Source organism: Pseudarthrobacter sp. P1, from assembly GCF_050156935.1.
GTDB lineage: Bacteria > Actinomycetota > Actinomycetes > Actinomycetales > Micrococcaceae > Specibacter.
On the sequence record NZ_CP189584.1, the window covers coordinates 2,427,954 to 2,450,921 of the forward strand.

The 22,968-nt window shown below is 68.8% G+C and carries 22 protein-coding genes; 11 read left to right on the forward strand and 11 right to left on the reverse strand.

Annotated elements, in window-relative coordinates:
- Positions 1–49 precede the first annotated feature (49 nt).
- Positions 50–1,063 carry a LacI family DNA-binding transcriptional regulator gene (locus ACQCSX_RS11455; RefSeq protein WP_427015447.1) on the forward strand — a complete coding sequence of 338 codons (1,014 nt, stop codon included), beginning with the start codon at positions 50–52 and terminating at the stop codon, positions 1,061–1,063.
- Positions 1,064–1,229: 166 nt separating this feature from the next.
- On the opposite strand, the gene ACQCSX_RS11460 is transcribed toward ACQCSX_RS11455, so the two are convergent.
- The 6 genes from ACQCSX_RS11460 to ACQCSX_RS11485 form a co-directional block, all read right to left on the reverse strand.
- Complete coding sequence (locus ACQCSX_RS11460; protein WP_427015448.1) at positions 1,230–2,630, reverse strand: sulfate adenylyltransferase subunit 1; 1,401 nt, start codon at positions 2,628–2,630, stop codon at positions 1,230–1,232.
- The gene (gene cysD / locus ACQCSX_RS11465; RefSeq protein ID WP_427015449.1) at positions 2,630–3,574 is read right to left on the reverse strand and encodes a sulfate adenylyltransferase subunit CysD; all 945 of its coding nucleotides are present in this window, start codon (positions 3,572–3,574) and stop codon (positions 2,630–2,632) included. The genes ACQCSX_RS11460 and cysD overlap by 1 nt, the downstream gene beginning before the upstream one ends.
- Positions 3,571–4,326: a phosphoadenylyl-sulfate reductase gene (locus tag ACQCSX_RS11470; RefSeq protein ID WP_427015450.1), complete on the reverse strand. Its 756-nt coding sequence runs from the start codon at positions 4,324–4,326 to the stop codon at positions 3,571–3,573. Before ACQCSX_RS11470 ends, cysD begins: the two co-directional genes overlap by 4 nt.
- The gene (locus tag ACQCSX_RS11475; protein WP_427015451.1) at positions 4,323–6,080 is read right to left on the reverse strand and encodes a nitrite/sulfite reductase; all 1,758 of its coding nucleotides are present in this window, start codon (positions 6,078–6,080) and stop codon (positions 4,323–4,325) included. Before ACQCSX_RS11475 ends, ACQCSX_RS11470 begins: the two co-directional genes overlap by 4 nt.
- Positions 6,081–6,232: 152 nt before the next feature.
- Entirely contained in the window at positions 6,233–6,925 is a 693-nt protein-coding gene (locus ACQCSX_RS11480) for a sirohydrochlorin chelatase (RefSeq protein WP_427015452.1), read from the reverse strand.
- Positions 6,926–7,020: 95 nt separating this feature from the next.
- Positions 7,021–7,275 carry a YegP family protein gene (locus tag ACQCSX_RS11485; protein WP_427015453.1) on the reverse strand — a complete coding sequence of 85 codons (255 nt, stop codon included), beginning with the start codon at positions 7,273–7,275 and terminating at the stop codon, positions 7,021–7,023.
- A 317-nt stretch (positions 7,276–7,592) separates the two neighbouring features.
- Between ACQCSX_RS11485 and ACQCSX_RS11490 the strand changes: the two genes are divergently transcribed.
- Entirely contained in the window at positions 7,593–8,267 is a 675-nt protein-coding gene (locus ACQCSX_RS11490; protein ID WP_427015454.1) for a trimeric intracellular cation channel family protein, read from the forward strand.
- 39 nt (positions 8,268–8,306) lie between these two features.
- On the forward strand, positions 8,307–8,726 hold the full coding sequence (locus ACQCSX_RS11495; protein ID WP_427015455.1) for a hypothetical protein: 420 nt from the start codon (positions 8,307–8,309) through the stop codon (positions 8,724–8,726).
- Between the two features lie 403 nt (positions 8,727–9,129).
- Here the strand turns inward: ACQCSX_RS11495 and ACQCSX_RS11500 are convergent, their stop codons facing one another.
- From ACQCSX_RS11500 to ACQCSX_RS11510, 3 genes are read right to left on the reverse strand one after another with little or no spacing between them, the layout of a single operon-like run.
- Positions 9,130–10,233 carry a polyprenyl synthetase family protein gene (locus ACQCSX_RS11500; RefSeq protein WP_427015456.1) on the reverse strand — a complete coding sequence of 368 codons (1,104 nt, stop codon included), beginning with the start codon at positions 10,231–10,233 and terminating at the stop codon, positions 9,130–9,132.
- On the reverse strand, positions 10,230–11,552 hold the full coding sequence (locus ACQCSX_RS11505; protein WP_427015457.1) for a geranylgeranyl reductase family protein: 1,323 nt from the start codon (positions 11,550–11,552) through the stop codon (positions 10,230–10,232). The genes ACQCSX_RS11500 and ACQCSX_RS11505 overlap by 4 nt, the downstream gene beginning before the upstream one ends.
- Positions 11,553–12,329 carry a demethylmenaquinone methyltransferase gene (locus ACQCSX_RS11510; protein WP_427015458.1) on the reverse strand — a complete coding sequence of 259 codons (777 nt, stop codon included), beginning with the start codon at positions 12,327–12,329 and terminating at the stop codon, positions 11,553–11,555.
- 120 nt (positions 12,330–12,449) lie between these two features.
- Here ACQCSX_RS11510 and ACQCSX_RS11515 point away from each other — a divergent pair, with 120 nt between their 5' ends.
- From ACQCSX_RS11515 to ACQCSX_RS11530, 4 genes are all read left to right on the forward strand, one after another.
- On the forward strand, positions 12,450–13,820 hold the full coding sequence (locus tag ACQCSX_RS11515; RefSeq protein WP_427015459.1) for an isochorismate synthase: 1,371 nt from the start codon (positions 12,450–12,452) through the stop codon (positions 13,818–13,820).
- Between the two features lie 200 nt (positions 13,821–14,020).
- Positions 14,021–14,950, forward strand: coding sequence for an ABC transporter substrate-binding protein (locus tag ACQCSX_RS11520; RefSeq protein WP_427015460.1), 930 nt, complete (start codon positions 14,021–14,023; stop codon positions 14,948–14,950).
- A 44-nt stretch (positions 14,951–14,994) separates the two neighbouring features.
- On the forward strand, positions 14,995–15,945 hold the full coding sequence (locus tag ACQCSX_RS11525) for an amino acid ABC transporter permease (protein ID WP_427015461.1): 951 nt from the start codon (positions 14,995–14,997) through the stop codon (positions 15,943–15,945).
- Positions 15,942–16,742 carry an amino acid ABC transporter ATP-binding protein gene (locus ACQCSX_RS11530; protein WP_427015462.1) on the forward strand — a complete coding sequence of 267 codons (801 nt, stop codon included), beginning with the start codon at positions 15,942–15,944 and terminating at the stop codon, positions 16,740–16,742. The genes ACQCSX_RS11525 and ACQCSX_RS11530 overlap by 4 nt, the downstream gene beginning before the upstream one ends.
- Before the next feature lie 106 nt (positions 16,743–16,848).
- Here ACQCSX_RS11530 and ACQCSX_RS11535 read toward each other — a convergent pair whose 3' ends face one another.
- On the reverse strand, positions 16,849–17,556 hold the full coding sequence (locus ACQCSX_RS11535; protein ID WP_427015463.1) for a FadR/GntR family transcriptional regulator: 708 nt from the start codon (positions 17,554–17,556) through the stop codon (positions 16,849–16,851).
- Between the two features lie 205 nt (positions 17,557–17,761).
- Here ACQCSX_RS11535 and ACQCSX_RS11540 point away from each other — a divergent pair, with 205 nt between their 5' ends.
- From ACQCSX_RS11540 to ACQCSX_RS11555, 4 genes are all read left to right on the forward strand, one after another.
- The gene (locus ACQCSX_RS11540) at positions 17,762–19,225 is read left to right on the forward strand and encodes a four-carbon acid sugar kinase family protein (protein ID WP_427015464.1); all 1,464 of its coding nucleotides are present in this window, start codon (positions 17,762–17,764) and stop codon (positions 19,223–19,225) included.
- A 69-nt stretch (positions 19,226–19,294) separates the two neighbouring features.
- Complete coding sequence (locus ACQCSX_RS11545; RefSeq protein WP_427015465.1) at positions 19,295–20,197, forward strand: NAD(P)-dependent oxidoreductase; 903 nt, start codon at positions 19,295–19,297, stop codon at positions 20,195–20,197.
- 41 nt (positions 20,198–20,238) lie between these two features.
- On the forward strand, positions 20,239–21,696 hold the full coding sequence (locus tag ACQCSX_RS11550) for a GntP family transporter (RefSeq protein ID WP_427015466.1): 1,458 nt from the start codon (positions 20,239–20,241) through the stop codon (positions 21,694–21,696).
- Positions 21,693–22,550: a class II fructose-bisphosphate aldolase gene (locus tag ACQCSX_RS11555; protein ID WP_427015467.1), complete on the forward strand. Its 858-nt coding sequence runs from the start codon at positions 21,693–21,695 to the stop codon at positions 22,548–22,550. The genes ACQCSX_RS11550 and ACQCSX_RS11555 overlap by 4 nt, the downstream gene beginning before the upstream one ends.
- 222 nt (positions 22,551–22,772) lie before the next feature.
- Here the strand turns inward: ACQCSX_RS11555 and ACQCSX_RS11560 are convergent, their stop codons facing one another.
- Positions 22,773–22,943, reverse strand: coding sequence for a hypothetical protein (locus ACQCSX_RS11560; RefSeq protein WP_427015468.1), 171 nt, complete (start codon positions 22,941–22,943; stop codon positions 22,773–22,775).
- Positions 22,944–22,968 lie beyond the last annotated feature (25 nt).

The window sequence follows — 22,968 nt, forward strand, 5'->3', positions numbered from 1 at the left end:
CACTGCACGTCCGTCCCGCCAGCAGTTTCCGCCAGCAAAGGAGCCCGAAGTGGCCGTCACCCTCAGCGAAGTGGCCCGCCGGGCCGGAGTGTCCCTGGCCACCGCCTCACGGGTGCTCAATGGCTCGGACCGCACCCCCGCCGCCGGCATTGCCGACCGCGTCAAGGCCGCCGCCGTGGAGCTGGGCTATGTGGCCAACGCCCAGGCCCAGGCGCTGGCCCGCTCCGCCACCCGCCTGATGGGCCTGGTGGTGCACGACATCGCCGACCCGTATTTTTCCACCGTGGCCCGTGGCGTGCAGTTGGCCGCCGGGGAACGCGGCCGCCAGGTGCTGTTGGCCAGTTCGGACCACAGCCCCGGGGCGGAGCTCGACGCCGTGACGGCCTTCATCTCATACCGCACGGATGCCATCATCCTGGCGGGATCCCGCAGCGAAACGGCGGATCCGGCCCTGGCCGCACTGCTGGCCGGCTACATCGCCGGCGGTGGGCGCGTGGTCACCCTGGGCGCCACGGACGTGCCCGGCGCGCAGCATCTGGACCTCGCCAACGAGGCCGGGGCCTTCGAGCTGGCCAGTGCACTCATCGCGCGGGGCACCACGCGTTTCGCCATCCTGGCCGGCCCGGGCACGCTCACCACGGCCCGCCAGCGAGCATCGGGGTTTGCCCGCGCCCTGGCCGCCGCGCAGCTGGCCCCAATCGCCGTCGTCGAGGGCACCTTCACCCGGGAGGGCGGGTACGACACCGCCCTGGAATGCCGCGGGCTGCTGGAACAGGGGGCTGGGCCGGAATCGGCGCCACTGTGCCTGCTGGCCGCCAACGACGTCATGGCACTGGGCGCCATGACGGCCATGCGCAGCCTGGGCCTGCGGGTTCCCCAGGACGTGCAGATTGCCGGTTTTGACGACATCCCCACACTGCGCGACCACTCCCCCTCGCTGACCACCTACCGGCTGCCGCTGGAGCAGATCGGCCGTCTGGCCGCGGAACTCGCCCTGGCCGAGGACCCGCAAGGTCCAATCCGGGTGGACGGCGAAGTCGTGCTCCGAGAGAGCGCCGGCTGAGCCATTCCGCTAGCGTCCAGCCAGGACGCACAACTGCATTTGGGATGCCGTTTCCCTTCTGGGACGCGACCACTTCTGCGTCCCGGACGGGATCCCGCGTCGGCGCCGGCCGGGAAAACGCAAAGGTCGACGGTGGCAGTGCCCGTTAGAGCGGTCCCAAAGAGCGCTAGATGACGTAGCGCTCGTCTTCGTGGTCGCCGGGGTGGTCTTTGACCAGGCCCGCGGCCAGCGTGTTGCCGTCCTGCGGGTCGATGACCAGGAACGCACCCGTGCGGCGGTGTCCGGCGTAGTTCTCCACCGGCAGCGGGGAGGCCAGCCGGATCTGCGCGGAGCCGATGTCGTTCAGGTCCAGGCCCGACGCCGGTTCCTCGCGGAAGGTGTCCAGGTCCAGCTTGCCGGACACGGCCCGGATCAGGCCCTGCACCGTGCGGCTGCCGTGCTTGATCAGCACCTTGGACCCTTCGCGCAGCGGCTTGGGCGAGAGCCAGCACAGCTCCGCATACAGGTCCTGGGTGGCCTCGGCGAACGTGCCGGAGGCCGCGATCAGGTCCCCGCGGGCAATGTCGATCTCATCGGCCAGGCGCAGCGAGACGGACTGCGGCGCCACCGCCTTCTCCAGCTCCACGCCGGCAAAATCGATGCCCGCCACTGTGGTGGTCCGCCCCGAGGGCAGCACCGTGATGGCGTCGCCCACGGCCACGGAGCCGGAGGCCACCTGGCCCGCATAGGCGCGGTAGTCGCGGAAGGAGTCGCCGGCGTCGTCCGCGGCGGCCAGCTCGGGGGCCAGCGCCCCCTGCGGACGGACCACCAGCTGCACCGGGAAGCGGAAGGGCTCCAGCCCGCGCTCCAGGTCGTCGGTGGAGGGCAGGGTTTCCAGGATGTCCAGCAGGCTGGGCCCGGTGTACCAAGGCGTGTTGGTGGAGCGGTCCACCACGTTGTCGCCCTCCAGCGCGGAGACCGGGACCACCAGAACGTCGGTCAGTCCCAGCTCGGCACCCACGCGCTGGACATCGGCGGCGATGGTGGTGAAGATGTCCTCGCTGAACTCGACCAGGTCGATCTTGTTCACGGCCACCACCACGTGCGGGACGCGCAGCAGGCGCAGCACGGACATGTGCCGGCGGGTCTGCTCCAGCACCCCCTTGCGGGCGTCGATGAGCACGACGACGGCGTCGGCCGTGGACGCGCCGGTCACCGTGTTCTTGGTGTACTGCACGTGCCCGGGGCAGTCCGCCAAGATGAAGCTGCGGCGGTCCGTGGCGAAGTAGCGGTAGGCGACGTCGATGGTGATGCCCTGCTCGCGCTCGGCACGCAGGCCGTCGGTCAGCAGTGCCAGGTCGATCTTCTGCACGCCCTCGGCACCCTCGCCGCCGAAGCCGCGGTCCGCTGAGGTGCGGGCGACGGCGTCGAGGGTGTCGGCCAGGATCGCCTTGGAATCGTGCAGCAGGCGGCCCACCAGGGTGGACTTGCCGTCGTCGACGGAGCCGGCGGTGGCAAAGCGGAACAGGGTGGAGGAACTGAAATCGGCTTCGAAGGTCTCGACCACAGTGGAATTGGAAATGCTCATTAGAAGTAGCCGTCCTTCTTGCGGTCTTCCATGGCGGCCTCGGAGATCCGGTCATCGGCCCGGGTGGCGCCACGTTCGGTGAGGGTGGAGGCTGCGACCTCGCGGACAACGTCGTGCACTGTGGCGGCGTCGGAGGCGACGGCGCCGGTGCAGGACATGTCGCCCACGGTCCGGTAGCGGACCGTCTTGGTGATGACGGTTTCCTCGGGGCGCGGCTCGGAGACCGGGCCCACCGCACGCCACATGCCGTCACGGGCATAGACCTCGCGGTCGTGGGCGTAGTACAGGCCGGGCAGCTCGATGCCCTCGCGGGCGATGTAGCGCCATACGTCCAGCTCGGTCCAGTTGCTGATGGGGAATGCCCGCACGTGCTGGCCCACCGTGTGGCGGCCGTTGTACAGGTTCCACAGCTCGGGGCGCTGGTTGCGCGGATCCCACTGGCCGAATTCGTCGCGCAGGCTCAGGATCCGCTCCTTGGCGCGGGCCTTGTCCTCGTCGCGGCGGCCGCCGCCGAAGACGGCGTCGAACTTGTTCTTGGCAATGGCGTCCAGCAGCGGCACCGTCTGCAGCGGGTTGCGGGTGCCGTCGGCACGCTCGGCCAGCTCGCCGCGGTCGATGAACTCCTGCACGGAGCCGACCACCAGCTTCAGGCCCAGGCGCTCCACGGTGCGGTCGCGGAAGTCGATGACCTCCGGGAAGTTGTGCCCGGTGTCCACATGCAGCACCGGGAACGGCACCTTGCCGGGCCAGAAGGCCTTGGTGGCCAGGTGCAGCATGACCACCGAGTCCTTGCCGCCGGAGAACAGCAGCGCCGGGCGCTCAAATTCCGCCACCACCTCACGGATGATGTGGATGGCCTCGGACTCGAGGAGGTCCAGCGAGTTCAGGCGCGTGTCAGTGCTCAAGGTCGGATCTGCCGTCGGAATCTCTGTTTGGGTGCTCATACGTGAAGTCCGCATTCTGTCTTGGAGGTGCCAGCCCAGCGGCCGGAACGGGGATCTTCGCCAGGGGCGACTTTCTTGGTGCAGGGGAAACATCCGATGGATGGGTAGCCCTGGGCCAGCAGCGGATTCACCGGCAGGAGGTTCTCATCCGAGTACTCCACCAGGTCATCAAACGTCCAGGTGGCCACGGGATTGACCTTGACCAGGCCATTGTTGGCATCCCATGTCACCAGCGGCGTGTTGGTGCGGGTGGGGGCCTCGTCGCGGCGCACGCCGGTGAACCAGAGCTCGTAGCCGGACAGCGACTTCTTCAGCGGCCCCACCTTGCGCAGTGCACAGCACTGGGCGGGGTCCCGGGCAAAGAGGTCCTTGCCGAGCAGCGAATCCTGCTCGGCCACGGTGTTCTCCGGCAGGACGTCGACGACGTTCACGCGCAGGTTGGCCGCGACCTCGTTGCGCGTGGCGTGCGTTTCCGGAAAGTGGTAGCCGGTCTCCAGGAACAGCACGTCGACGCCGGGCAGCTGGTCGGCCACCAGGGCCGGCAGCACGGCGTCGGCCATGGAGCAGGCGACGGCGACGGCGGGGGTGGCAAAGTTGCGCGCCACCCAGGCGATGACTTCCTGCGCGGTGGCGTCCCAGCCGAGCTCGGCGGCACCGGCCTCGGCGATGGCCTGGAGCTCCTCATGCGTGCGGAGGGGCGGCTGGAGGGCTGGAGCCAGCGCTGCCGCCCCGGCTTTCAGCTCCGCACTCATTGCAGCAGCCCTTCGTCGGCGCGGTGGGCGAACTCGGCGAAGGTCTCGCCGGATTCGCGGTGGGCGATGTAGACGCGGATGACGCGCTCGACGTAGTCGGGCAGGTCGGCGGCGGTGACCTTCAGGCCGCGGATGGTGCGGCCCAGGCCTGCCTCGGCGCGGTTGTCGGTGGCCAGGCCACCGCCCAGGTGGACCTGGAAGCCGGGGGCCGTGCCGCCGTCGTCGGTCGGGAGCATCATGCCCTTGAGGCCGATGTCCGCCGTCTGGATGCGGGCGCAGGAGTTGGGGCAGCCGTTGATGTTCAGCGCGATGGGCTGTGTGAGCTCGCCGCTGTCCACCAGGTCCGCCAGCCGGCGCTCCAGTTCGGTGATGGCGTGGGCCGCGGTGTCCTTGGTGTTCACGATGGCCAGCTTGCAGTACTCGATGCCGGTGCAGGCGATGGTGGAGCGGCGGAACAGCGACGGGCGAGCGCTCAGGCCGAGCGCGTCCATCGCCACGATGAGCGGTTCCACCTCGTCCTTGGGCACATCCAGGATCACCAGCTTCTGGTGCGGCGTGGTGCGCAGCCGGTAGGATCCGTGCGCCTCCAGGGTGTCGGCCAGCTTGGAGAGGATGGTGCCGGAGACCCGCCCCACTGTCGGTGCGACGCCGATGAAGAACTTGCCGTCCTTCTGCTCGTGCACGCCGATGTGGTCACCCGGAGACGTCGGCTTCGGGGCGGCATCGCCGTCGGGCAGCTTGTGGCCCAGGTACTCGTCCTCGAGGATCTGGCGGAACTTGGCCGTTCCCCAGTCGTTGAGCAGGAACTTCAGGCGGGCCTTGGTGCGCATGCGGCGGTAGCCGTAGTCGCGGAAGATGCTGGTGACGCCCAGCCACACCTCAGCGGCAATGTCCGGGGAGACAAAGACGCCCAGGCGCTCGGCCAGCCGGGGGTTGGTGGAGAGTCCGCCACCCACCCAGAGGTCGTAGCCGGCACCCAGCTCGGGGTGCACCACGCCCACCAGGGCGAAGTCGTTGATCTCGTGCACCACGTCCTGGGACGGGTGGCCGGTGATGGCCGTCTTGTACTTGCGCGGCAGGTTGGCCAGCTCGGGATCGCCGATGAACCGGGCACTGAGCTCGTGGATCAGCGGGGTGGGGTCGATGATCTCGTCCTTGGCAATGCCCGCCACCGGGCTGCCGAGGATGACGCGCGGCACGTCGCCGCAGGCCTCGGTGGTGGACAGGCCGGCGGCCTCCAGGCGGTTCCAAATCTCCGGAACGTCCTCCACGCGCACCCAGTGCAGCTGGACGTTCTGGCGGTCCGTCAGGTCAGCGCTGTCGCGGCCGAATTCGGTGGAGAGCTGGCCGATGACGCGCAGCTGCTCGGTGGTGAGCGCGCCGCCGTCGATCCGGACGCGGAGCATGAAGTACTTGTCCTCAAGCTCATGCGGCTCCAAGGTGGCGGTCTTGCCGCCGTCGATGCCCTGCTTGCGCTGGGTGTACAGGCCCCACCAGCGGAAGCGTCCGTGCAGGTCGGTGCCCTCGATGGAGTCGAAGCCCTGCTTGGAGTAGATGTTCTCGATCCGCTCACGGACGCTCAGGCCGCCGTCATCCTGCTTCCACGCCTCATTGGCGTTCAGCGGGGCGGTGCCGTCGATCTTCCACTGGCCGTGCGGCTTCGCTGCCGGGCGGGTGCGGGCGGGTCGGGCCGGAGCTGCGCCGTGCGCATCAGTGGTGTCGGTGGCTGCTCCGGCTAGAGCTGTCTGTGTCATGAATCGAGGTTAGGTCGATGGCTCCGTGTGACGCAGCGCGGTCGCAATGAAGGGTCACCGAGAGCAATATTTCGTCACACGGCCCCGTTCCGGCAGCGGCTGTGCAGCCCAGGCGTGCCGCATGCATCATGCCGCAGGAAGCGGACCGGGCCTCAGCCGACGGCTGCGTCGAACCGCTCCAGCGCCAGCTCGGCCATGAGCGGGGACGGCAGCAGCGGCGCCGACACCAGATCCGCCCCGGCCAGGCCCAGCTGGTCGTGGAAATAGCCCGGGGCCAGCAGGTACGAGGCAATGGCAACGTGGGTGCACCCGCGCTCCCGCAGTGCCGCCACGGCGTCGGGCACCGACGGCTGGGCACTGGCGCCGTAGCCGGCCAGCACCGGTTCGCTCCGCAGGCCCCGCAGATCTTCGGCAAGGGCCTCCACGCTGCCGGCCGCCTCGGGGTTGGAGGACCCGGCGGCGGCCAGCACTATCCCCCACTCCTCCCCGGTCACGGCCGAACCGCCCAGGGTGCCCAGCCGCTCATGGAGCAGCCGGGCGAGCCTGGGGTCAGGTCCCAGAGGATCGGCCGCGAGCAGCCCGGGCCGGGAGGCGACGGCCTCGGCGATGTCGACACGCACGTGGTAGCCCACGGACAGCAGCAGCGGAACCACGACGGCGGCCGCCCCCTCGGGCAGCGAGCCGACGACGTCGGGCAATGCAGGATCCTGGACGTCCACATAGGCTTCCAGCACATCCAGACCCGGCCGCAGCGCGGCAATCTCCGCGCGGACCTGGTTGATGCGCGCCCGGCCGTCGGCGTTGTTGGTTCCGTGGGCACAGGCGATGAGGACTGGATTTGGCATGGCGACAGCGTATGCGCTTCGTGCCGCCGTCCGGGCCCTGCGCGTCATACAACGCCGCGATCGGCGGCCACGCCGGGACCTGCCCGGTGCGGACTTTAGGTGGAGTGGCCGGGGCTGCTGGTCCGATCCACAATGAATCCTGTCGCAGCATTTTCACGGACAGCATTGATCCCGGCGACCACTGCCTTGATATTGGGGAACTCCGGCGACACGGCAACGATGGATCCATCACTGCCCGTCAGCCGGAAACGGAACGAGTTCCCTGATTCCCTCACGATTTCGAATGCCCCAGCCATTGGCGCCCTGCCTTCCCAATAAGAGATGCCACGTTGCATCTGGATACCATGCATCCGGCCCTCCCCCAGAGCGACCAAACCGCCTTGAGCCTATCGCTCGGGCCGCCCATTTTTCACGCTACCTGCCAGTAATGTGTCTCCAATTTCGGACTGCCGAAATGTGATGCATATCATTAGTCCAGCCTGCCGGAGTGGTGTAGGTTACACCCTCCGGCCGCCGCGCTGCCCTCGCCGATGTCCCTCGGCACCCGCCCGGTGTGGGCGTAGTCATAGGCACAGACCAGCGAATGCCCCGCTCCGGCGGCCCCACGGCGCACACGCCCGCGTACGCTGGAATGTACACTTTTGCGGCCCCAGCACGGAGACCCTTCATGACCTTTGACATCGCCCTGGCCCTTGACCTGCTGGGCGTTTTCTTCTTTGCCGTCTCAGGTTCCCTGCTGGCGGCCCGGAAGGGCTTCGACCTGGTCGGGTCGCTGCTGCTGGGCTCCATGGTGGGCCTGGGCGGCGGTGTGGTCCGCGACGTCATCATCAACGACGGCGTCCCGGCGTCGTTCCAGCACCCCGTCTACCTGCTGGCCCCGCTCACGGCCGCACTGCTGGTCTATCTGCTGCCCCGGTACGCCGAGCGCGGCGGGCGCCTGCTGCTGGCGTTCGACGCCGGCGGGCTGGCCCTGTTCTGCATTACCGGCACGCTCAAGGCCCTGGGCGCCGGCATGAACCCGGTAGCGGCCATCCTGCTCGGCGTCACCACGGCGGTGGGCGGCGGCATCCTGCGCGACATCACGGCCAACAAGGTGCCCCGACTGTTCGACCCCAAGGACCTGTACGCCATCCCCGCGTTTTTCGGCGCCGGGCTGACCGCGCTGCTGTGGCACTTGGATGTGCTGAACCTGGCCACCGGCACTGTGGTGGCGGCGGGCGTCTTTGCCTTCCGGATGCTGAGCCTGGAGTTCGGCTGGCATGCCCCGCTGGCCGCCCGCAGCTGGCAGCCCAGGCCGTGGCGGCCCAGGGGCAGTGACCGTAACGACACACGCCACGGCTAGGATTGACAACAGATCCGCCACCGATTTCTGGAGAGACGAATGAGCGATATTTTCCTGGAGAAGTTCCGCGGCCTGGTGCCGTTGTACCTGGACGAGCCATGGCAGGAATCGGACGGCCTGCCGCTGGACGACCTTAACGAAGCCCTGGCCGAACACCCCTTCCCAGTCCCGCTGGTGCTGCGCGAATTCCTGCATGCCGTGGGCGGTTGCGAGGAGCTGATGGAGGCGTACCACTTCTTCTGGGATCCGGACGAGCTGGAGGTCCAGGACGGTTTCCTGTGCTTCCTGGAGGATGAGGAAGAGGAATACACCTGGGGCATGAAGGTGGACCAGCTGGATGTGCCGGACCCCATCGTGTGGCGGAGGAACAATGCCCGCGGCACCTGGGTGAGCGAAGAAGGCACCTTCAGCGAATTCGTCCTGGACCTCCTGGACTTCTCCTTCTCCGAAGACGACTGACCCCCCTCCTCGTCTACAGCGTCGGCCGGCAGTCTTGGATTTTTCCGGCGGCTAGGGCCGCGACGGCCGCAGGCGGCCTGCGTCCTTTTACGCCGCCTACGAAAAATCCAAGCCCGCCACCCCGGCGGGCCCCGGCCTATCGGCCGAGGCGCCCGCGGCCGATAGGCCGGGGCGGGTGGCCCGGAAGCCCGGGATTTTTGTAGGCGAACGTCAAGCAGCACGAGGCCGCTTGCGGCCAGGTGCTGCAGCCGCCGGAAAAATCCCGGGCTGCAGGGCCGGCGGGCTGCAGGGCCGGCGGGCTGCAGGACCGGCGGAGGTCAGGCACAGGCAGCGGCACGGCAGACACAGCGACGGCGCGTCCCCGAGGTGGGGGACGCGCCGTCGCTGTTTTGCTTGGGTCGGGTTAGACGTCGCGGGAGACGACGGCGAGGGCGAAGGCGCTCAGCGCCGTCTTCACCACGCCCTCGGGCAGCGGATCCAGCGCGGCGACGGCGTCGTCGGCCCACTGGCGGGCCACGGTCCAGGACTCGGCGGTCACGGGGTGGGAACGCAGCGCGGCCACGGCCTCGGCCAGGGCGTCGTCGCCGGCCAGGTCGCCGTCCACCAGCGCCAGCACCTCCGCCGCGGAGGCGTCGCCGGCGGCGGCGGCCTTGCGCAGCAGCAGTACGGGCAGCGTGGGGACACCCTCGCGCAGGTCGGTGCCCGGGGACTTGCCGGATTTGACCTTCGCACCGGTGACGTCAATGACGTCGTCGGCGAGCTGGAAGGCAACGCCCACCTTTTCGCCGTACTGCAGCAGCACGTTCTGGAACTCGCGGCTCGCGCCGGCAAAGATCGCACCCAGCTGGCCGGAGGCGGCCACCAGGGACCCGGTCTTGTCCGCGATGACGGAGAGGTAGTGCTCCACCGGATCCTCGTCCGGACGCGGGCCCACCGTCTCGTGCAGCTGGCCCAGGCACAGCCGCTCGAAGGTGCGCGCCTGGATGCCCAGGGCCTCGCCGCCGAGCTCGGAGACGAGGATGGAGGCTCGGGCGAAGATCAGGTCGCCGGTGAGGATGGCAACGCTGTTGCCCCAGACCTCATGGGCCGTGGGTGCCCCGCGGCGGAACGGCGCGGAGTCCATGACGTCGTCGTGGTACAGCGTGGCCAGGTGGGTCAGTTCCACCACGACGGCGGCCTGGATCACCTCTGCACGGGTGGCGTCGCCCAGGTGGGCGGCCAGCAGGGTCAGCAGCGGACGGATCCGCTTGCCCCCGGCTTCCACCAGATGGCGGCTCGTGGCGTCGGCCAGCGGATCGGAGTTGGCAATGGCCTCGCGCAGCTGCTTCTCCACCTTGGCCAGGCTCATCGAGATGGCGGGGCCCAGGTCATCGTCCTCGGCAATGGCGGCAAACCCCTTGGGGAGCTTCAATGCTGTGGCGATGGCCATGGTGGTTGGATCAGGCTCGGCGGAGTCTGGCAGGCCGTGCCCGGCGTGGGTCCAGCTGTGGTCTGCGGAAGTAGTCACTGCTTAACACTAACTATTGAAGGGGAATGTTGCTCATTTGCCGCGGATCGGCCCTGATTTGTGGTGGCGGGGACCAGTTTTTCCAGCAGCGCGAGAACCCGGTCCTCGAATCCGCGCCCGCCGTTGTCCGTGAGGTTGGCCATCATCCGGACCACAAAACGCATCAACAGCGGCACCGGCATGCCGGTGCGCAGCGCCAGTTTCATGATCGCCGGCTTGCCGATCAGCTGGGCGAACACCCGGCCCAGGGTGAAGTGGCTGCCCCATTGGTCCCGGATGTAGCCGCTGTAGCTGGAGAGTGCATGGTCCGCCGCCAGCGTGGAGTTGGCCCCGGCCGCGCGGTCGATGAATTCGGCCGCAAAGCGGGCCGATTCCATCGCGTAGGAGATGCCCTCGCCGTTGAACGGGCTCACCATGCCGCCGGCGTCGCCGAGCAGCAGGAGCCCGGGCGAGTAGTGCGGTGTCCGGTTGAAGCCCATCGGAAGCGCAGCGCCGCGGATCTCGCCCACCTGGTTCTCCGGGGTGAAGCCCCATTCGGCGGGCATGCCCGCGGTCCAGTCGCGCAGCACTTGGCGGTAGTCCAGCTTGCCGAACTCCTTGGAGGAGTTCAGGATGCCCAGGCCCACATTGGAGGTGCCGTCGCCCACGCCGAACACCCAGCCGTAGCCCGGCAGCGGGTTGCCGTTCCTGTCCGGCAATTCCAGCCAGCCCTCCATCCAGTCGTCCTGGTGGCGGGGGCTGGTGAAGTAGGTCCGGTAGGCCACGCCCAGCGGACGGTCGTCGCGCTTGTGCAGGCCCAGCGAGACGGCGGTGCGGGTGGAGTTGCCGTCGGCGGCCAGCACCACGTCGGCGGAAAAGGTGCGGCTCTCGCCCGTCTTCTTGCCGGCGTCGTCCAGCAGCGCAGTGGTTACGCCGGTGACGCGGCCGGTGACGTCGGCCACGGCGGCGTTCACGCTGTGCCGTTCAAGCACGACGGCGCCCGCGGCCTGGGCGTGCCGGGCCAGGGCCTCGTCGAAGCCCAGCCGGGTGCGGATAAGTCCGTAGTCCGGGAAGTCGCTGAGTTCGGGCCAGGGCACCTCGACGGTGCGCCCGCCGGCCTTCAGCCGCAGGCCCTTGTTGCGCCGCCAGCCCTCGGCCTCCTCGTGCGGCAGGCCAAGCTTCTGGATCTCCCGGACGGCACGCGGCGTCAGGCCGTCGCCGCACACCTTTTCGCGCGGGAACGCCGTCTTTTCCAGGACCGTGACCTCGATCCCGGCCCGGGCCAGGTGGTAGGCCGCCGTGGAACCGGCGGGGCCGGCACCAACAATGAGAACCTTCATTTAGCTCTTGGCCCGCGTGATCTTCCGGCGCTTGGTGGCGGCGGCCGTGCCCTGGGAACCTGCAGGCACTTCATGGACGGGCGCCAGCGGCTTGGTGGCCCGGTGGATGGCCACGATGCCGCCGCTGAGGTTGCGGTAGGCCACGCCCTCCCAGCCGGCCTCGGTGAGCCAGGCGGAGAGGTGGTCCTGGTCCGGCCAGGCCCGGATGGACTCGGCCAGGTAGACGTAGGCATCCGGGTTCGAGGCCACCTTGGTGGCGATGGCGGGCAGGGCGCGCATCAGGTACTCGGTGTACATGGTCCGCCACAGCGGGACGGTGGGGTGCGAGAACTCGGCCACCACCAGCTTGCCGCCGGGCTTGGTGACGCGCAGCATCTCCGCCAGGCCCTTCTTGGCGTCGGTGACGTTGCGCAGGCCGAAGGAAATGGTACTGGCATCGAAGCTGTTGTCCGCGAACGGCAGGTTGGTGGCGTCGCCGGCGATGAAGTCGATGTCCGGGCGGCGGCGCTTGCCCACCTTGAGCATGCCCACGGAGAAATCGCAGGCCACCACGGAAATGCCGGCGTCGGCGTACGGCTCGGAGGAGGTGCCGGTTCCCGCAGCCAGGTCAAGGACGCGCTGGCCGGGGAGGGCGCCGACGGCCTCCACCACTATCTTGCGCCAGCGGCGGGTCTGCCCCATGGACAAAATGTCATTGACGATGTCGTATTTGGGCGCAACGTCGTCAAACATTGCGGCAACTTCTTCCGGACGCTTCTCCAACGATGCACGGTTCACCGGTTAAGTGTCTCAAACTTTGTCCCGGGACGCCTGCCGGGCCTTCCCTGGACCTTCCCATCGGGGACTGCCTGCCCCCTGCGGGCCGGAGCATGGCCCGCGGAGTAATCTTGGATCATCATGACTGCGTCCCTGACCACCCTGACCACGGCCCTCGATGCCGGCGCGCTGGGGGAATTCCATTCCACAGCCCTGGCCGATTTCCTGCACATCCCCGGGGCGCTTTGCTGGATCCGCCGCGGCGAGGGCCTGGTGGCCTTCGGCGAGGTGGCGCGCTTTCACGGCACGGGGCCGGACCGCTTCTCCGACGCCGAGGACTGGTGGAAGGCGCTGCTGGCCGGGGCATCCTCCACCGGCCCCACCGGGATTCCGGGCACGGGCCCGCTGGCCTTTGGCAGCTTTGCCTTCTCCAAGACCTCCACCCACCCCTCCGAACTGGTGGTCCCCCGGCTGGTGCTGGGCCGGCGCGACGGCGGCCTCTGGCTGACCCAGCTCAGCATGGATTCCACCCGGCCCACCGCCGCGTCGGCGCACCGCGAGCTGGCGGAACTGCTGGCCGCGGCATCCGCCACGCCGGCCGCTGAACCGCCGGCACCGGTGGCACCGGTGGCACCGTCAACGACGTCGTCCCGGCACTGGGACGGCAACGGCAACGGAACGCGGCTGGACACCGGCTCGCTCAGCGAGGCCGAATGGATGGACTCCGTGGCGGCCGGCGTGCGCGCCATTGCCTCCTCGGGGCTGGACAAGGTGGTGCTGGCCCGCGACGTCGTGGCCCGGTTCGAGGCACCCGTCTCGCGCAGCGCCATCCTGCGGACCTTGGCCGAGCGCTACAGCGAGTGCTGGACGTACGGGGTGGGCCCGCTGGTGGGCGCCACGCCGGAAATGCTGATCAAGGTCGAGGGCACCCGCGCCCAGGCCCGGGTGCTGGCCGGCACGCTGGACCGCAACGACGCCCCCGACGGCGCCACCAACTTTGCGCACGACGTCCTGGCCGGGTCGGCCAAGCAGCGCCAGGAGCATGATTTCGCCGTCCGCTCGCTGACGCGCCAGCTGGCCCCGTTTGCCACGGACCTCAGCGTGCCCGCGGAGCCCTTCATCCTGGAACTGCCCAATGTGTGGCATCTGGCCAGCGATGTCAGCGCCGAGCTCGCCCGCACCGGCTCCCACCTGCCCACCTCATTGGCACTGGTCGAGGCGCTGCACCCCACCGCCGCCGTCTGCGGCACCCCGCGCGAGGCCGCCGGGGAGCTGATCCTTGAGCTCGAACGGATGGACCGCGGCCCGTACGCCGGCCCCGTCGGCTGGCTGGACGGCGCCGGGAACGGCGAGTGGGGCATCGCCCTGCGCGGGGCCGTCGTGGAAGATCCACACACCGTCCGGCTGTACGCCGGGGCGGGCATCGTGGAGGCCTCCGACCCGGCAGCCGAGCTGGCGGAGACGTGGGCCAAGTTCCGGCCCATGCTGCAGGCACTGGGCCTGCACGCCTAGGCAGCACCCCAAAAAACCGGCGAACCGGCCACCACCGCGGAGCTGTCTGGAATTTCGGACACAAGCACCGCGAAAGCCCTTGCGCATCCCCCGGTAAAGTTGTCCAATAGTGAAACACTGTTTACCGTGATGCACATCACAAGTGGTCGTACACTAATTACCTAGTAACTTGCACCGTCCCATGACACAAAGGGTAAAAAATGCCTCTCTCAACCAAACTGAGTGTTCGTTTGGCAGCCGTCGCCGCCATCGCCGCACTGGCGCTGACCGGCTGCACCAACGCATCCCAGACGGGCGGCAACTCCGGCTCCTCCGGCGCTGCAACCTTTGACCCCGCCTCCGTGGCCAAGGATGATGCGCTGGCCGCGATGCTGCCGGACTCGCTCAAGGGCAAGGACACCATCACGGTCGGCTCGGACACCTCCTACGCCCCGGCCGAGTTCCTCGGTGCCGACGGACAGACGGCCGTCGGCTACGACGTCGACTTCGCCAAGGCCATCGCGGCAACGTTGGGCATGAAGGCGAAGGTGCAGACCGCCGAGTTCACCGGCATCATTCCGGCGCTGGGCACCAAGTACGACCTGGGCATCTCCTCCTTCACGGTCAACCCGGAACGCCTGAAGGCCGTGAACATGGTCACGTACTTCAACGCCGGTGTCCTGTGGGCCGTGCAGAAGGGCAACCCGAAGAACATCAACCTCGATGACATCTGCGGCAAGTCCGTGGGCGTGCAGACCGGAACCGTGGAAGAGGATCCGGACGTCTCAGGCCGCTCCAAGGCCTGCACCGACGCCGGCAAGCCCGCCATCAACATCGTCACGCTGAAGAACCAGACCGACGTCACCACCCGCCTGGTCAACGGCAGCATCGACGCCATGAGCGCCGACTCGCCGATCATCGGTTACGCCCTCTCCCAGACCGGCGACAAGCTGGAGACCCTGGGCAAGGTCTACGACGCGGCCCCACAGGGCATCATCGTCGCCAAGGACGACACCGCGCTGGCCGAGCTCATCACCAAGGTCATGAACAAGCTCATCACCGACGGCACCTACGGCAAGATCCTTGCGGCCTGGAACAACGCGGACGGTGGCATCGCCAAGTCCGAGCTCAACCCGGCAGCGTCAAGTTGAGCCAGTCCGCCACGCGCAGGGCCGACACCGGCCGGGATGGCGGGGTGGAACGCATCAATGCGGTTCCGGTCCGGCATCCGGGCCGGTGGGTCGCGGCCGCGCTCATCATCCTCGTCCTGGCCGTCGTGGCCCAGTCCCTGGTCACCAACCCGCGCTTCCACTGGGACCTCGTGGGCGCCTACGTCCTGGACACCCTCGTCATCCAGGGCATCGGCTGGACCCTGCTGTTGACGATCACCTCGATGGCCATCGCGATCTCCCTGGCGATCCTGCTGGCCTTCATGCGCCAATCCGAGAACCCGCTCTTCCGCTGGGTCTCCTGGGCCTGGGTCTGGTTCTTCCGCGGCACCCCCGTCTACACCCAGCTCGTCTTCTGGGGCCTGGTCTCCACCCTGTACCCCAAGATCGCCCTCGGGGTCCCGTTCGGCCCCGAGTGGTTCGCCGTGGACACCGACACCGTCATCACCGCCCTCGTCGGGGCGATCGTGGGCCTGGGCCTGAACGAGTCCGCCTACCTTGCCGAGATCTTCCGCGCCGGCCTCAAATCCGTGGACAGCGGCCAGATGGAGGCCGCCGAGGCCCTGGGCATGCGCAGGTCCAAGGTCATGTGGCGCATCATCCTGCCCCAGGCGATGCGCGTCATCGTGCCCCCGACCGGCAACGAAACCATCGGCATGCTCAAAACCACCTCCCTGGTCCTGGCCGTGCCCTTCACCTACGACCTGACGTTCGTGACGAACACGATCGCGAACCGCATCTACCAGCCCATCCCGCTGCTGATCGTGGCCGCGTTCTGGTACCTGGTCATCACCTCGGTGCTGATGGTCGGCCAGTTCTACATCGAACGCCACTTCGGCAAGGGCGTGGACAACCTCACCAAGGCCCCCGTCCAACCCGCCGCCGTCGCCGCGGCCCTCGCCCACGCCCACCACCCCGCCGCCCCGGTAGACCCGGCCCCCGCGGCCCCGAGCAGGAAAGGCGGCACCCCGTCATGACCCCCACCGCCACAGGCACCACCCCCGGCACCGGGACCGCCCCGCTGGTGCGGATCGAGGGCGTGCACAAGTTCTTCGGCGAGCACCACGTGCTGCGCGGCATCGACATGGCCATCAACCCGGGCGAGGTCTCGGTGATCATCGGCCCCTCCGGGTCGGGGAAGTCCACGCTGCTGCGCTGCGTGAACCTGCTCGAGACGATCTCCGCGGGCCGGATCTACGTCCGGGAGGACCTGATCGGCTACAAGGAAGCCAACGGGCGCCTGCACGATTTGTCCACGAAGGCCATCGCGGCCCAGCGCCGGGAAATCGGCATGGTCTTCCAACGCTTCAACCTGTTCCCGCACAAGACCGCGCTTGCGAACATCATGGAGGCCCCCACCCAGGTCAAGCGCCAGTCCCGGAACGCCGCGCGCACCGCGGCCCTGGACCTGCTGGACCGGGTCGGGCTGGCGGACCGGGCGAACCACTACCCGTCCCAGCTCTCCGGCGGGCAGCAGCAGCGCGTCGCGATCGCCCGCGCCCTGGCCATGGAACCGGAACTGATGCTCTTCGACGAACCGACCTCCGCCCTGGACCCCGAACTCGTCGGGGACGTGCTGAACGTGATGAAGGACCTCGCGAAATCGGGCATGACGATGATCGTGGTCACCCACGAGATCGGCTTCGCCCGCGAGGTCGGGGACACCCTGACGTTCATGGACGGCGGCGTCGTGGTCGAGTCCGGGAACCCACGCGAGATCATCGCCAACCCCCAACACCACCGCACCCGCGAATTCCTCTCCCGCGTGCTCTAACACCCCCCCCAACTGGGCCGGCCCAACCAGGGCGCGGCAACTGCACGGAATCCCGGGATTCCGTGCAGTTGCCGCGCCCTGGTTGGCGTTTAAGGCCAGGCGGGCGTCAGGCGCCCAGCTTCAGCACGTAGCTCTTGAGGTCGTCCAGGGTCTGGGTCATGTGGTTGTCCATGGCGATCCTGGCCGCTTCCGGGTCCCCGGACTCGAGGGCGGAGAGGATCGCGGCGTGCATGCCGATGGCGTGGTCCTGGATATCGGCAACGGCCGAGGTCTGCGCGCGGCGCGTTTCCAGCACGCGGTGCAGGGGCTCGAAGAGCACCGCGACGAACACATTGCCCGAGGCATGCAGGATCACGTCGTGGAAGGCCAGATCCCCGGCGACAAACCCCGCCACGTCGTTCTCCCGGTGGGCCGCGCGCATCGCGTCGAGGTGCTGGGCCAGGAGCAGGAGATCGCCCGCTGAGATCCGCGCCGCCGCCAATTCGCAGGCGCCGGTTTCCAGCATCCGGCGCAACTCGATCAGCTGGATGGCCGCCGCGGCATCGTTCGTCCCCTCCGACGCCGCCCGCAGGACCGCCTCGAGAGAGGCCCAGCGGTTGAGCGGGTTGACGAAGGTTCCGCGGCCCCGTTCAACGCTGAGGATGCGCTGGGCCTCAAGGGTCTTCATGGCCTCGCGGACAGTCATGCGGCTGACCTCGTGCCGCGCACTGAGCTCCAGCTCCCCCGGAACACTTGAACCCGGCGGGAACTCGCCGGCGACGATCCTGTCCAGAAGCTCATCGGCAACAACACCGACCAGCGATTTGCGTGCCATGATTCCCCCTCTTGCGGCTCTTTGCACCGTGGCTTGACCAGTTTACGTGCCGCTTTCCCCGCCCGGCAGGGCTCTGGATCCGGCCCGAACGCCGGGCGCCGCAGGCCGCGTTTGCATTAATCCGCTGTGTCCTGTCACACTATCATTCAAATGTAAAATGTCAGACATCTTACATATGTATCGTTCGACCACGAAGAGGTGCCCAATGATCCTTGAAGCTGATGTTCTTGCCGGCTTTCCAGCCGAAGTCCAGGTCCCGGCCGGAACCGTAGCAGCCGCCGTCGCCGTGTCGGCGCGTGTGCTGGTGGTGCTCGACGACGACCCGACGGGCACGCAGTCCGTGGCGAACCTGCCGGTGCTCACCCGTTGGGACACCGAGGATTTCCGCTGGGCCTTTGCCCACCGCATCGGCGGCGAGCAGGCCCGCGCTGTCTACGTGCTGACCAACACCCGCAGCCTTGACCCTGACGAAGCGGCCGCCCGCAACGTGGAGATCGTCACCAGCGCCCTGGCGGCGGCCAAGGAATCCGGCACCACGCTGGGCTTTGTCAGCCGCAGCGATTCCACCCTGCGCGGCCACTACCCGCTGGAGCCGGACACCATGGCGGCCACCATCATGGCCGTGGCCGGGGAGTCCACCGACGGCGTCGTCATCGTTCCGGCGTTCCCCGACGCCGGCCGGATCACCATCGGCGGCGTGCACTACACCCGCGCCGACGGCGGCACCCTGGTCCCCGTGGCCGAGACCGAGTTCGCCCGGGATGCCAGCTTCGGGTACAAGCATTCCGCCCTGGCCGAGTACGTCCAGGAGAAGTCCGCCGGCCGGTTCCAGGCCGCCGACGTGATCGTGCTGGACCTGGACACCATCCGCGCCGGCACGGCCGAGGAGGGCGCCCAGGCGATCGCCGACGCCGTCGACGCCGCCGTGGACTCCACCCCGATCGTGGTGGATGTGGTGACGGAGAACGATCTGCGCATCTTGGCCCTGGGCCTGGAGGAAGCCGAAAAGCGCGGCAAGAAGCTGCTCTACCGCGTCGGCCCGCCGTTTGTCCGGGCCCGCATCGGCCAGGAAATCCACGCGGAACTGGCGCCGGAGGAAATCTACCCCGCGGCCGGCCACACGCCGTCGTCCCACGGTGGGCTGATCGTTGTCGGCTCGCACGTAGGCGTGACCACCCGCCAGCTGGCGGCCCTCACCGCGGCGCACAGCGCGGCCCGGATCGTGGAGATCGACGTGGAGCAGCTGCTGGGCGCCGGCGCCGCGGCCTACCTGGACCGCACCGTCGACCAGGTGGTGGAGGCCCTGCACGATGGCGACGCCATTGTGCACACCAGCCGCCTGCTAATCAAAACCGACGACGCCGCACAGAGCCTGGAGATTGCCCGCACCGTCTCCGCCGCCGTCGTCGCCGTGGTGAACCGGACGTTGAAGACCTTCCCGCCGCGCTTTGTCATCGCCAAGGGCGGCATCACCTCCTCCGATGTGGCGGCCCACGGCCTGCAGATCCGCCACGCCATTGTCCGCGGCCCCATGCTGCCGGGCATCGTCTCCCTCTGGGAGCCGGTGGACGGCCCCGCGGCGGGCATCCCGTACATCGTCTTCGCCGGCAACGTGGGCGACGACCAGTCGCTGGCCGCCGTGACGCGCAAGCTCAGCAGCACCTTCTAGCCTTCCTCCCCCACCCCCGTCCACCCCCGCCTTCCCGCCGGGGCGGCCTTCCTTCCAAGGAGAATTCCCATGTCCAACAACTACACCGTCACCGTCCTCGGCCTGGGCGCCATGGGCCTGCCGATGGCCACCCGGCTGGCCACGAAGCTCACCGTGCACGGCTTCGACATTGCCCCCGCCCGCCTGGAGCTGGCCCGCGAGGCCGGCGTGCGCACCTTTGACTCGGCCCGTGCCGCCGTCCAGGGCACCGACGCCCTGCTGCTGGCCGTCCGCAATGGCGAGCAGCTCAACGACGTGCTCTTCGGCGACAACGGCGTGGCCCCAGCCCTGGCCAAGGGCTCGGTGGTGATCCTGACCAGCACCGTGGGCACCGAGGCCATTGGCGGCACCGTTGCCCGGCTGGCCGAGTACGGCGTCGAACTGGTGGATGCTCCGCTCTCCGGCGGCCCCGTCCGCGCCGGCGAAGGCGACCTGCTGATCGTCGTCGGCGCCTCCGACGCCGTGCTGGCCCAGTCCCGCCCGGTGCTGGAGCTGCTGGCCTCCACGCTGTCCATCGTTGGCGACAAGCCCGGCGACGGGCAGGCGCTGAAAACCGTCAACCAGCTGCTCTGCGGCGTCCACATCGCCGCCGCCGCCGAGGCACTGGCACTGGCCGACGCCCTCGGGCTCGACCAGGCCAAGACACTGGCCGCGCTGGAGGCCGGCGCCGCCGGATCCTTCATGCTCTCCAACCGCGGCCCACGCATCCTGCAGGCCTACACCGAGGACGGCGCCGAGGTGCTCAGCCGCCTGGACATCTTCGTCAAGGACATGGGCATCGTCGGCAAGGCCGCCCGTGCCGCCGGCCTGGCCGCGCCGGTGGCCGCCGCCGCCGAGCAGCTCTTCCTGCTGGGCCAGGCCCAGGGACTGGCCGCCGCCGATGACTCCGCCGTCATCAAGGTCGTTGCCCCCGCCAAGCGCACCACGGCCTGATCCCGGCCTAGCATCGTTACGTCAAAGGAGACTGCGACACCATGATTGAGCTCATTAATCCCTTGATGCTGGCGGCAGCCGATGCCGCACCCATCAAGCCGGCCATGGCGTTGGGGACGCCGTTGCTGCTGGCCATCGCCGCCGCGGGTGTGGCGTTGCTGCTGGTCATGATCATCCGTTTCAAGATCCAGGCCTTCGTGGCCCTGCTGGCCGTCAGCATCATGGTGGCCGTCGCCTCCACGATTCCGCTCAAGGACATCTTCACCGTGGTGGCCAACGGCGTCGGCGGCACCATGGGCAAGGTCGCGCTGCTGATCGCCCTCGGCGCCATCCTGGGCCGGATGATCGAGGTCTCCGGCGGCGTCCAGTCGCTGGCGGACCACTTTACGGCCAAGCTCGGCGCCAGCCGCGTGGCCATCGCATTGACGCTGGTCGGCTTCCTGGTCGCCATTCCGGTCTTCTTCGAGGTCGGCGTCATCGTCCTGGTGCCGATCGTCTATGCCTTCGCCAAGATCGCCAAGGTCCACCCGGTGAAGTTCGGTCTGCCGATGGCGGGCATCATGCTGGCCATCCACGTGGCAGTGCCGCCGCACCCCGGCGTTGTTGCCGGCGCCGGCGTCATGGGCGCCGACATCGGCCTGATCGCGATGATTTCCCTGTCCATCTGCGTCCCGCTGGGCTTCCTCTCCTACTGGGTGGCGAGCATCCTGAACCGCCGCGACTACGAGCTGCTGCCTTCCGTCAAGGCGCAGATCGAAGAGTTCGGCAACCCGGACACCCTCGTTGCCTCGCACCGCGGCACCATGGCTCCGCCGCGCCCGGCCCTGATTATCACCCTGATCGCCGCCCCGATCGTGCTGATCCTGCTCGGCACCGCGGGAACACTGGTCCTGGACAAGGCCAACCCCTGGTACGGCGTCTGCGCCTTCATCGGCAACCCGTTCTTTGCCCTGTTGTTCGCCGTCGGACTGTCCTTCGTCCTGCTCGCGGTCCGCCGCGGCTGGTCCATGAAGGAAACGGGCGAAATCTTCGAAAGTGCCATGCCTCCGATCGCCTCGATCCTGATGATCGTCGCCGGCGGCGGGATCTTCGGCCAGGTGCTGCAGGTCAGCGGCATCGGCACGGCACTGTCGGAAACACTCGACCAGCTGGGCCTGCCCATTCTGCTGCTGGGCTTCATCATCTCGCTGGCACTGCGTGCCGCGCAGGGATCGGCCACTGTCGCCATCGTGACCACCACCGGCCTGCTCTCCGCCGCCGTCGCGGGCGGCGGCTACACGCCGGCACAGATCGCCGTGATCGTCATTGCAATCGGCTTTGGCTCGCTGGGCCTCTCGCATGTCACAGACGCCGGCTTCTGGGTGGTGGTCCGGTACTACGGACTCACCGTGGCCGACGGCCTGAAGACCTGGACGGTGCTCACCACTGTGCTGGGCGTGGCCGGCTTTGCCCTCACCTACGTGGCCTGGATCCTGGTGGGCGGGTTGGCCCACTCATGAGAGCACGCATGAACGATCTCGCTGCCAAGGCATTGGCCCGCGGCGGCGCCGTGCCGGCCTTCACCTGCTACGACTTCAGCACCGCGCTGGCCGTGGTGGCGGCGGCCGAATCCGCTGGCCAGAGCGTCGTCCTCAACGTCGCGCCCAAGACGGCTGCCACGCCCAATGGCCGCCGGCTCATCGCCGCCCTGCGCTCGTTGGCCGACAACGCCGCGGTCCCGGTCTGCGTCCAGCTGGACCACGCGTCCAACCTGGACGTGATCGCGGCCGCGGTGGCCGCCGGTGCCGACGCCGTCCTGGCCGATGGCTCGGCCCTGCCCTACGAGGAGAACATCGCGCTGGTCCGCGCCGTCCGCGCCCTGGTGGGCGAGGACATCGTGCTCGAGGCCGAACTCGGCGGCCTCGCCGGCGACGAGGACAAAGCCTTCGCCCTGGACGCCGCGGAGCAGGCGGCGGCCGGGCTGACCGACGCCGCCCAGGTGGCTGACTTTGTGGCCCGCACCGGCGCACAGCTGCTGGCCGTGGCCGTGGGCAATGTGCACGGCAAGTACAGGGGCGCCCCGGCCCTGCGCTGGAATCTGATGAAGGAGATTTCGGCCGTTTCGGCGGTGCCGCTGGTGCTGCACGGCGCCTCCGGGATTCCCGCCAAGGACCTGGCCGCGGCCCCGGAGCTGGGTGTGGGCAAGGTCAATTTCAACACCGAGCTGCGCACCGCCCTCCTGTCGACGGTGGAGGATTCCGTGGCCGCGCACCGCGCCGACGGCGAGGACCTCCAGGGCTTGCTGGGGCGCTGGACCGCCTCGGCCGGCGGGTTCGCCACGGCAACGCTGGCCACGCTGGACGGCACCGCCTAACTGCTTTTCTCTTTGGCGGCATGGAGTGGAAGAAAGCCGGTTCGGGTCCTTGGAGGCGGTCCTCACACCGAGGGTTTTGCGGGACCGTGGAGGAGGACAACCCGGACGGGGATATCGTGGGGGCCACAGGCGCCAGCATGCGTGCAGCCATGGCGGCGGTGCACGGAGCGGGAGCGGGTCGCCGTCGCAGTCCCGGTGGCCGCACTCGACGCGCAGGGGTCCCTAGGGCCGTTCGCCGAGGCCGTCGTCCGCCTCGTCATCGTCGTCCGCCTCGTCATCCTCGGAGGGTTCCGCACGGTCGGCAGCTGCTGCCGCGCGTCCGGGCAGGTGGGCGACGACGGCGTCGTCCGGTTGCCGGGCGCCCGGCAACCGCAGGCCCGTCTCCCGCAGCACCACAGCAACGCGGGGTTCACATCGC

Bases quoted from the DNA above. Each gene is read 5' to 3' on its own strand.
- ACQCSX_RS11460 (WP_427015448.1), bottom strand. From the start codon at position 2,630: ATGAGCATTTCCAATTCCACTGTGGTCGAGACCTTCGAAGCCGATTTC.
- cysD (WP_427015449.1), bottom strand. From the start codon at position 3,574: ATGAGCACCCAAACAGAGATTCCGACGGCAGATCCGACCTTGAGCACT.
- ACQCSX_RS11470 (WP_427015450.1), bottom strand. From the start codon at position 4,326: ATGAGTGCGGAGCTGAAAGCCGGGGCGGCAGCGCTGGCTCCAGCCCTC.
- ACQCSX_RS11475 (WP_427015451.1), bottom strand. From the start codon at position 6,080: ATGACACAGACAGCTCTAGCCGGAGCAGCCACCGACACCACTGATGCG.
- ACQCSX_RS11480 (WP_427015452.1), bottom strand. From the start codon at position 6,925: ATGCCAAATCCAGTCCTCATCGCCTGTGCCCACGGAACCAACAACGCC.
- ACQCSX_RS11485 (WP_427015453.1), bottom strand. From the start codon at position 7,275: ATGCATGGTATCCAGATGCAACGTGGCATCTCTTATTGGGAAGGCAGG.
- ACQCSX_RS11490 (WP_427015454.1), top strand. From the start codon at position 7,593: ATGACCTTTGACATCGCCCTGGCCCTTGACCTGCTGGGCGTTTTCTTC.
- ACQCSX_RS11495 (WP_427015455.1), top strand. From the start codon at position 8,307: ATGAGCGATATTTTCCTGGAGAAGTTCCGCGGCCTGGTGCCGTTGTAC.
- ACQCSX_RS11505 (WP_427015457.1), bottom strand. From the start codon at position 11,552: ATGAAGGTTCTCATTGTTGGTGCCGGCCCCGCCGGTTCCACGGCGGCC.
- ACQCSX_RS11515 (WP_427015459.1), top strand. From the start codon at position 12,450: ATGACTGCGTCCCTGACCACCCTGACCACGGCCCTCGATGCCGGCGCG.
- ACQCSX_RS11520 (WP_427015460.1), top strand. From the start codon at position 14,021: ATGCCTCTCTCAACCAAACTGAGTGTTCGTTTGGCAGCCGTCGCCGCC.
- ACQCSX_RS11530 (WP_427015462.1), top strand. From the start codon at position 15,942: ATGACCCCCACCGCCACAGGCACCACCCCCGGCACCGGGACCGCCCCG.
- ACQCSX_RS11535 (WP_427015463.1), bottom strand. From the start codon at position 17,556: ATGGCACGCAAATCGCTGGTCGGTGTTGTTGCCGATGAGCTTCTGGAC.
- ACQCSX_RS11540 (WP_427015464.1), top strand. From the start codon at position 17,762: ATGATCCTTGAAGCTGATGTTCTTGCCGGCTTTCCAGCCGAAGTCCAG.
- ACQCSX_RS11545 (WP_427015465.1), top strand. From the start codon at position 19,295: ATGTCCAACAACTACACCGTCACCGTCCTCGGCCTGGGCGCCATGGGC.
- ACQCSX_RS11550 (WP_427015466.1), top strand. From the start codon at position 20,239: ATGATTGAGCTCATTAATCCCTTGATGCTGGCGGCAGCCGATGCCGCA.
- ACQCSX_RS11555 (WP_427015467.1), top strand. From the start codon at position 21,693: ATGAGAGCACGCATGAACGATCTCGCTGCCAAGGCATTGGCCCGCGGC.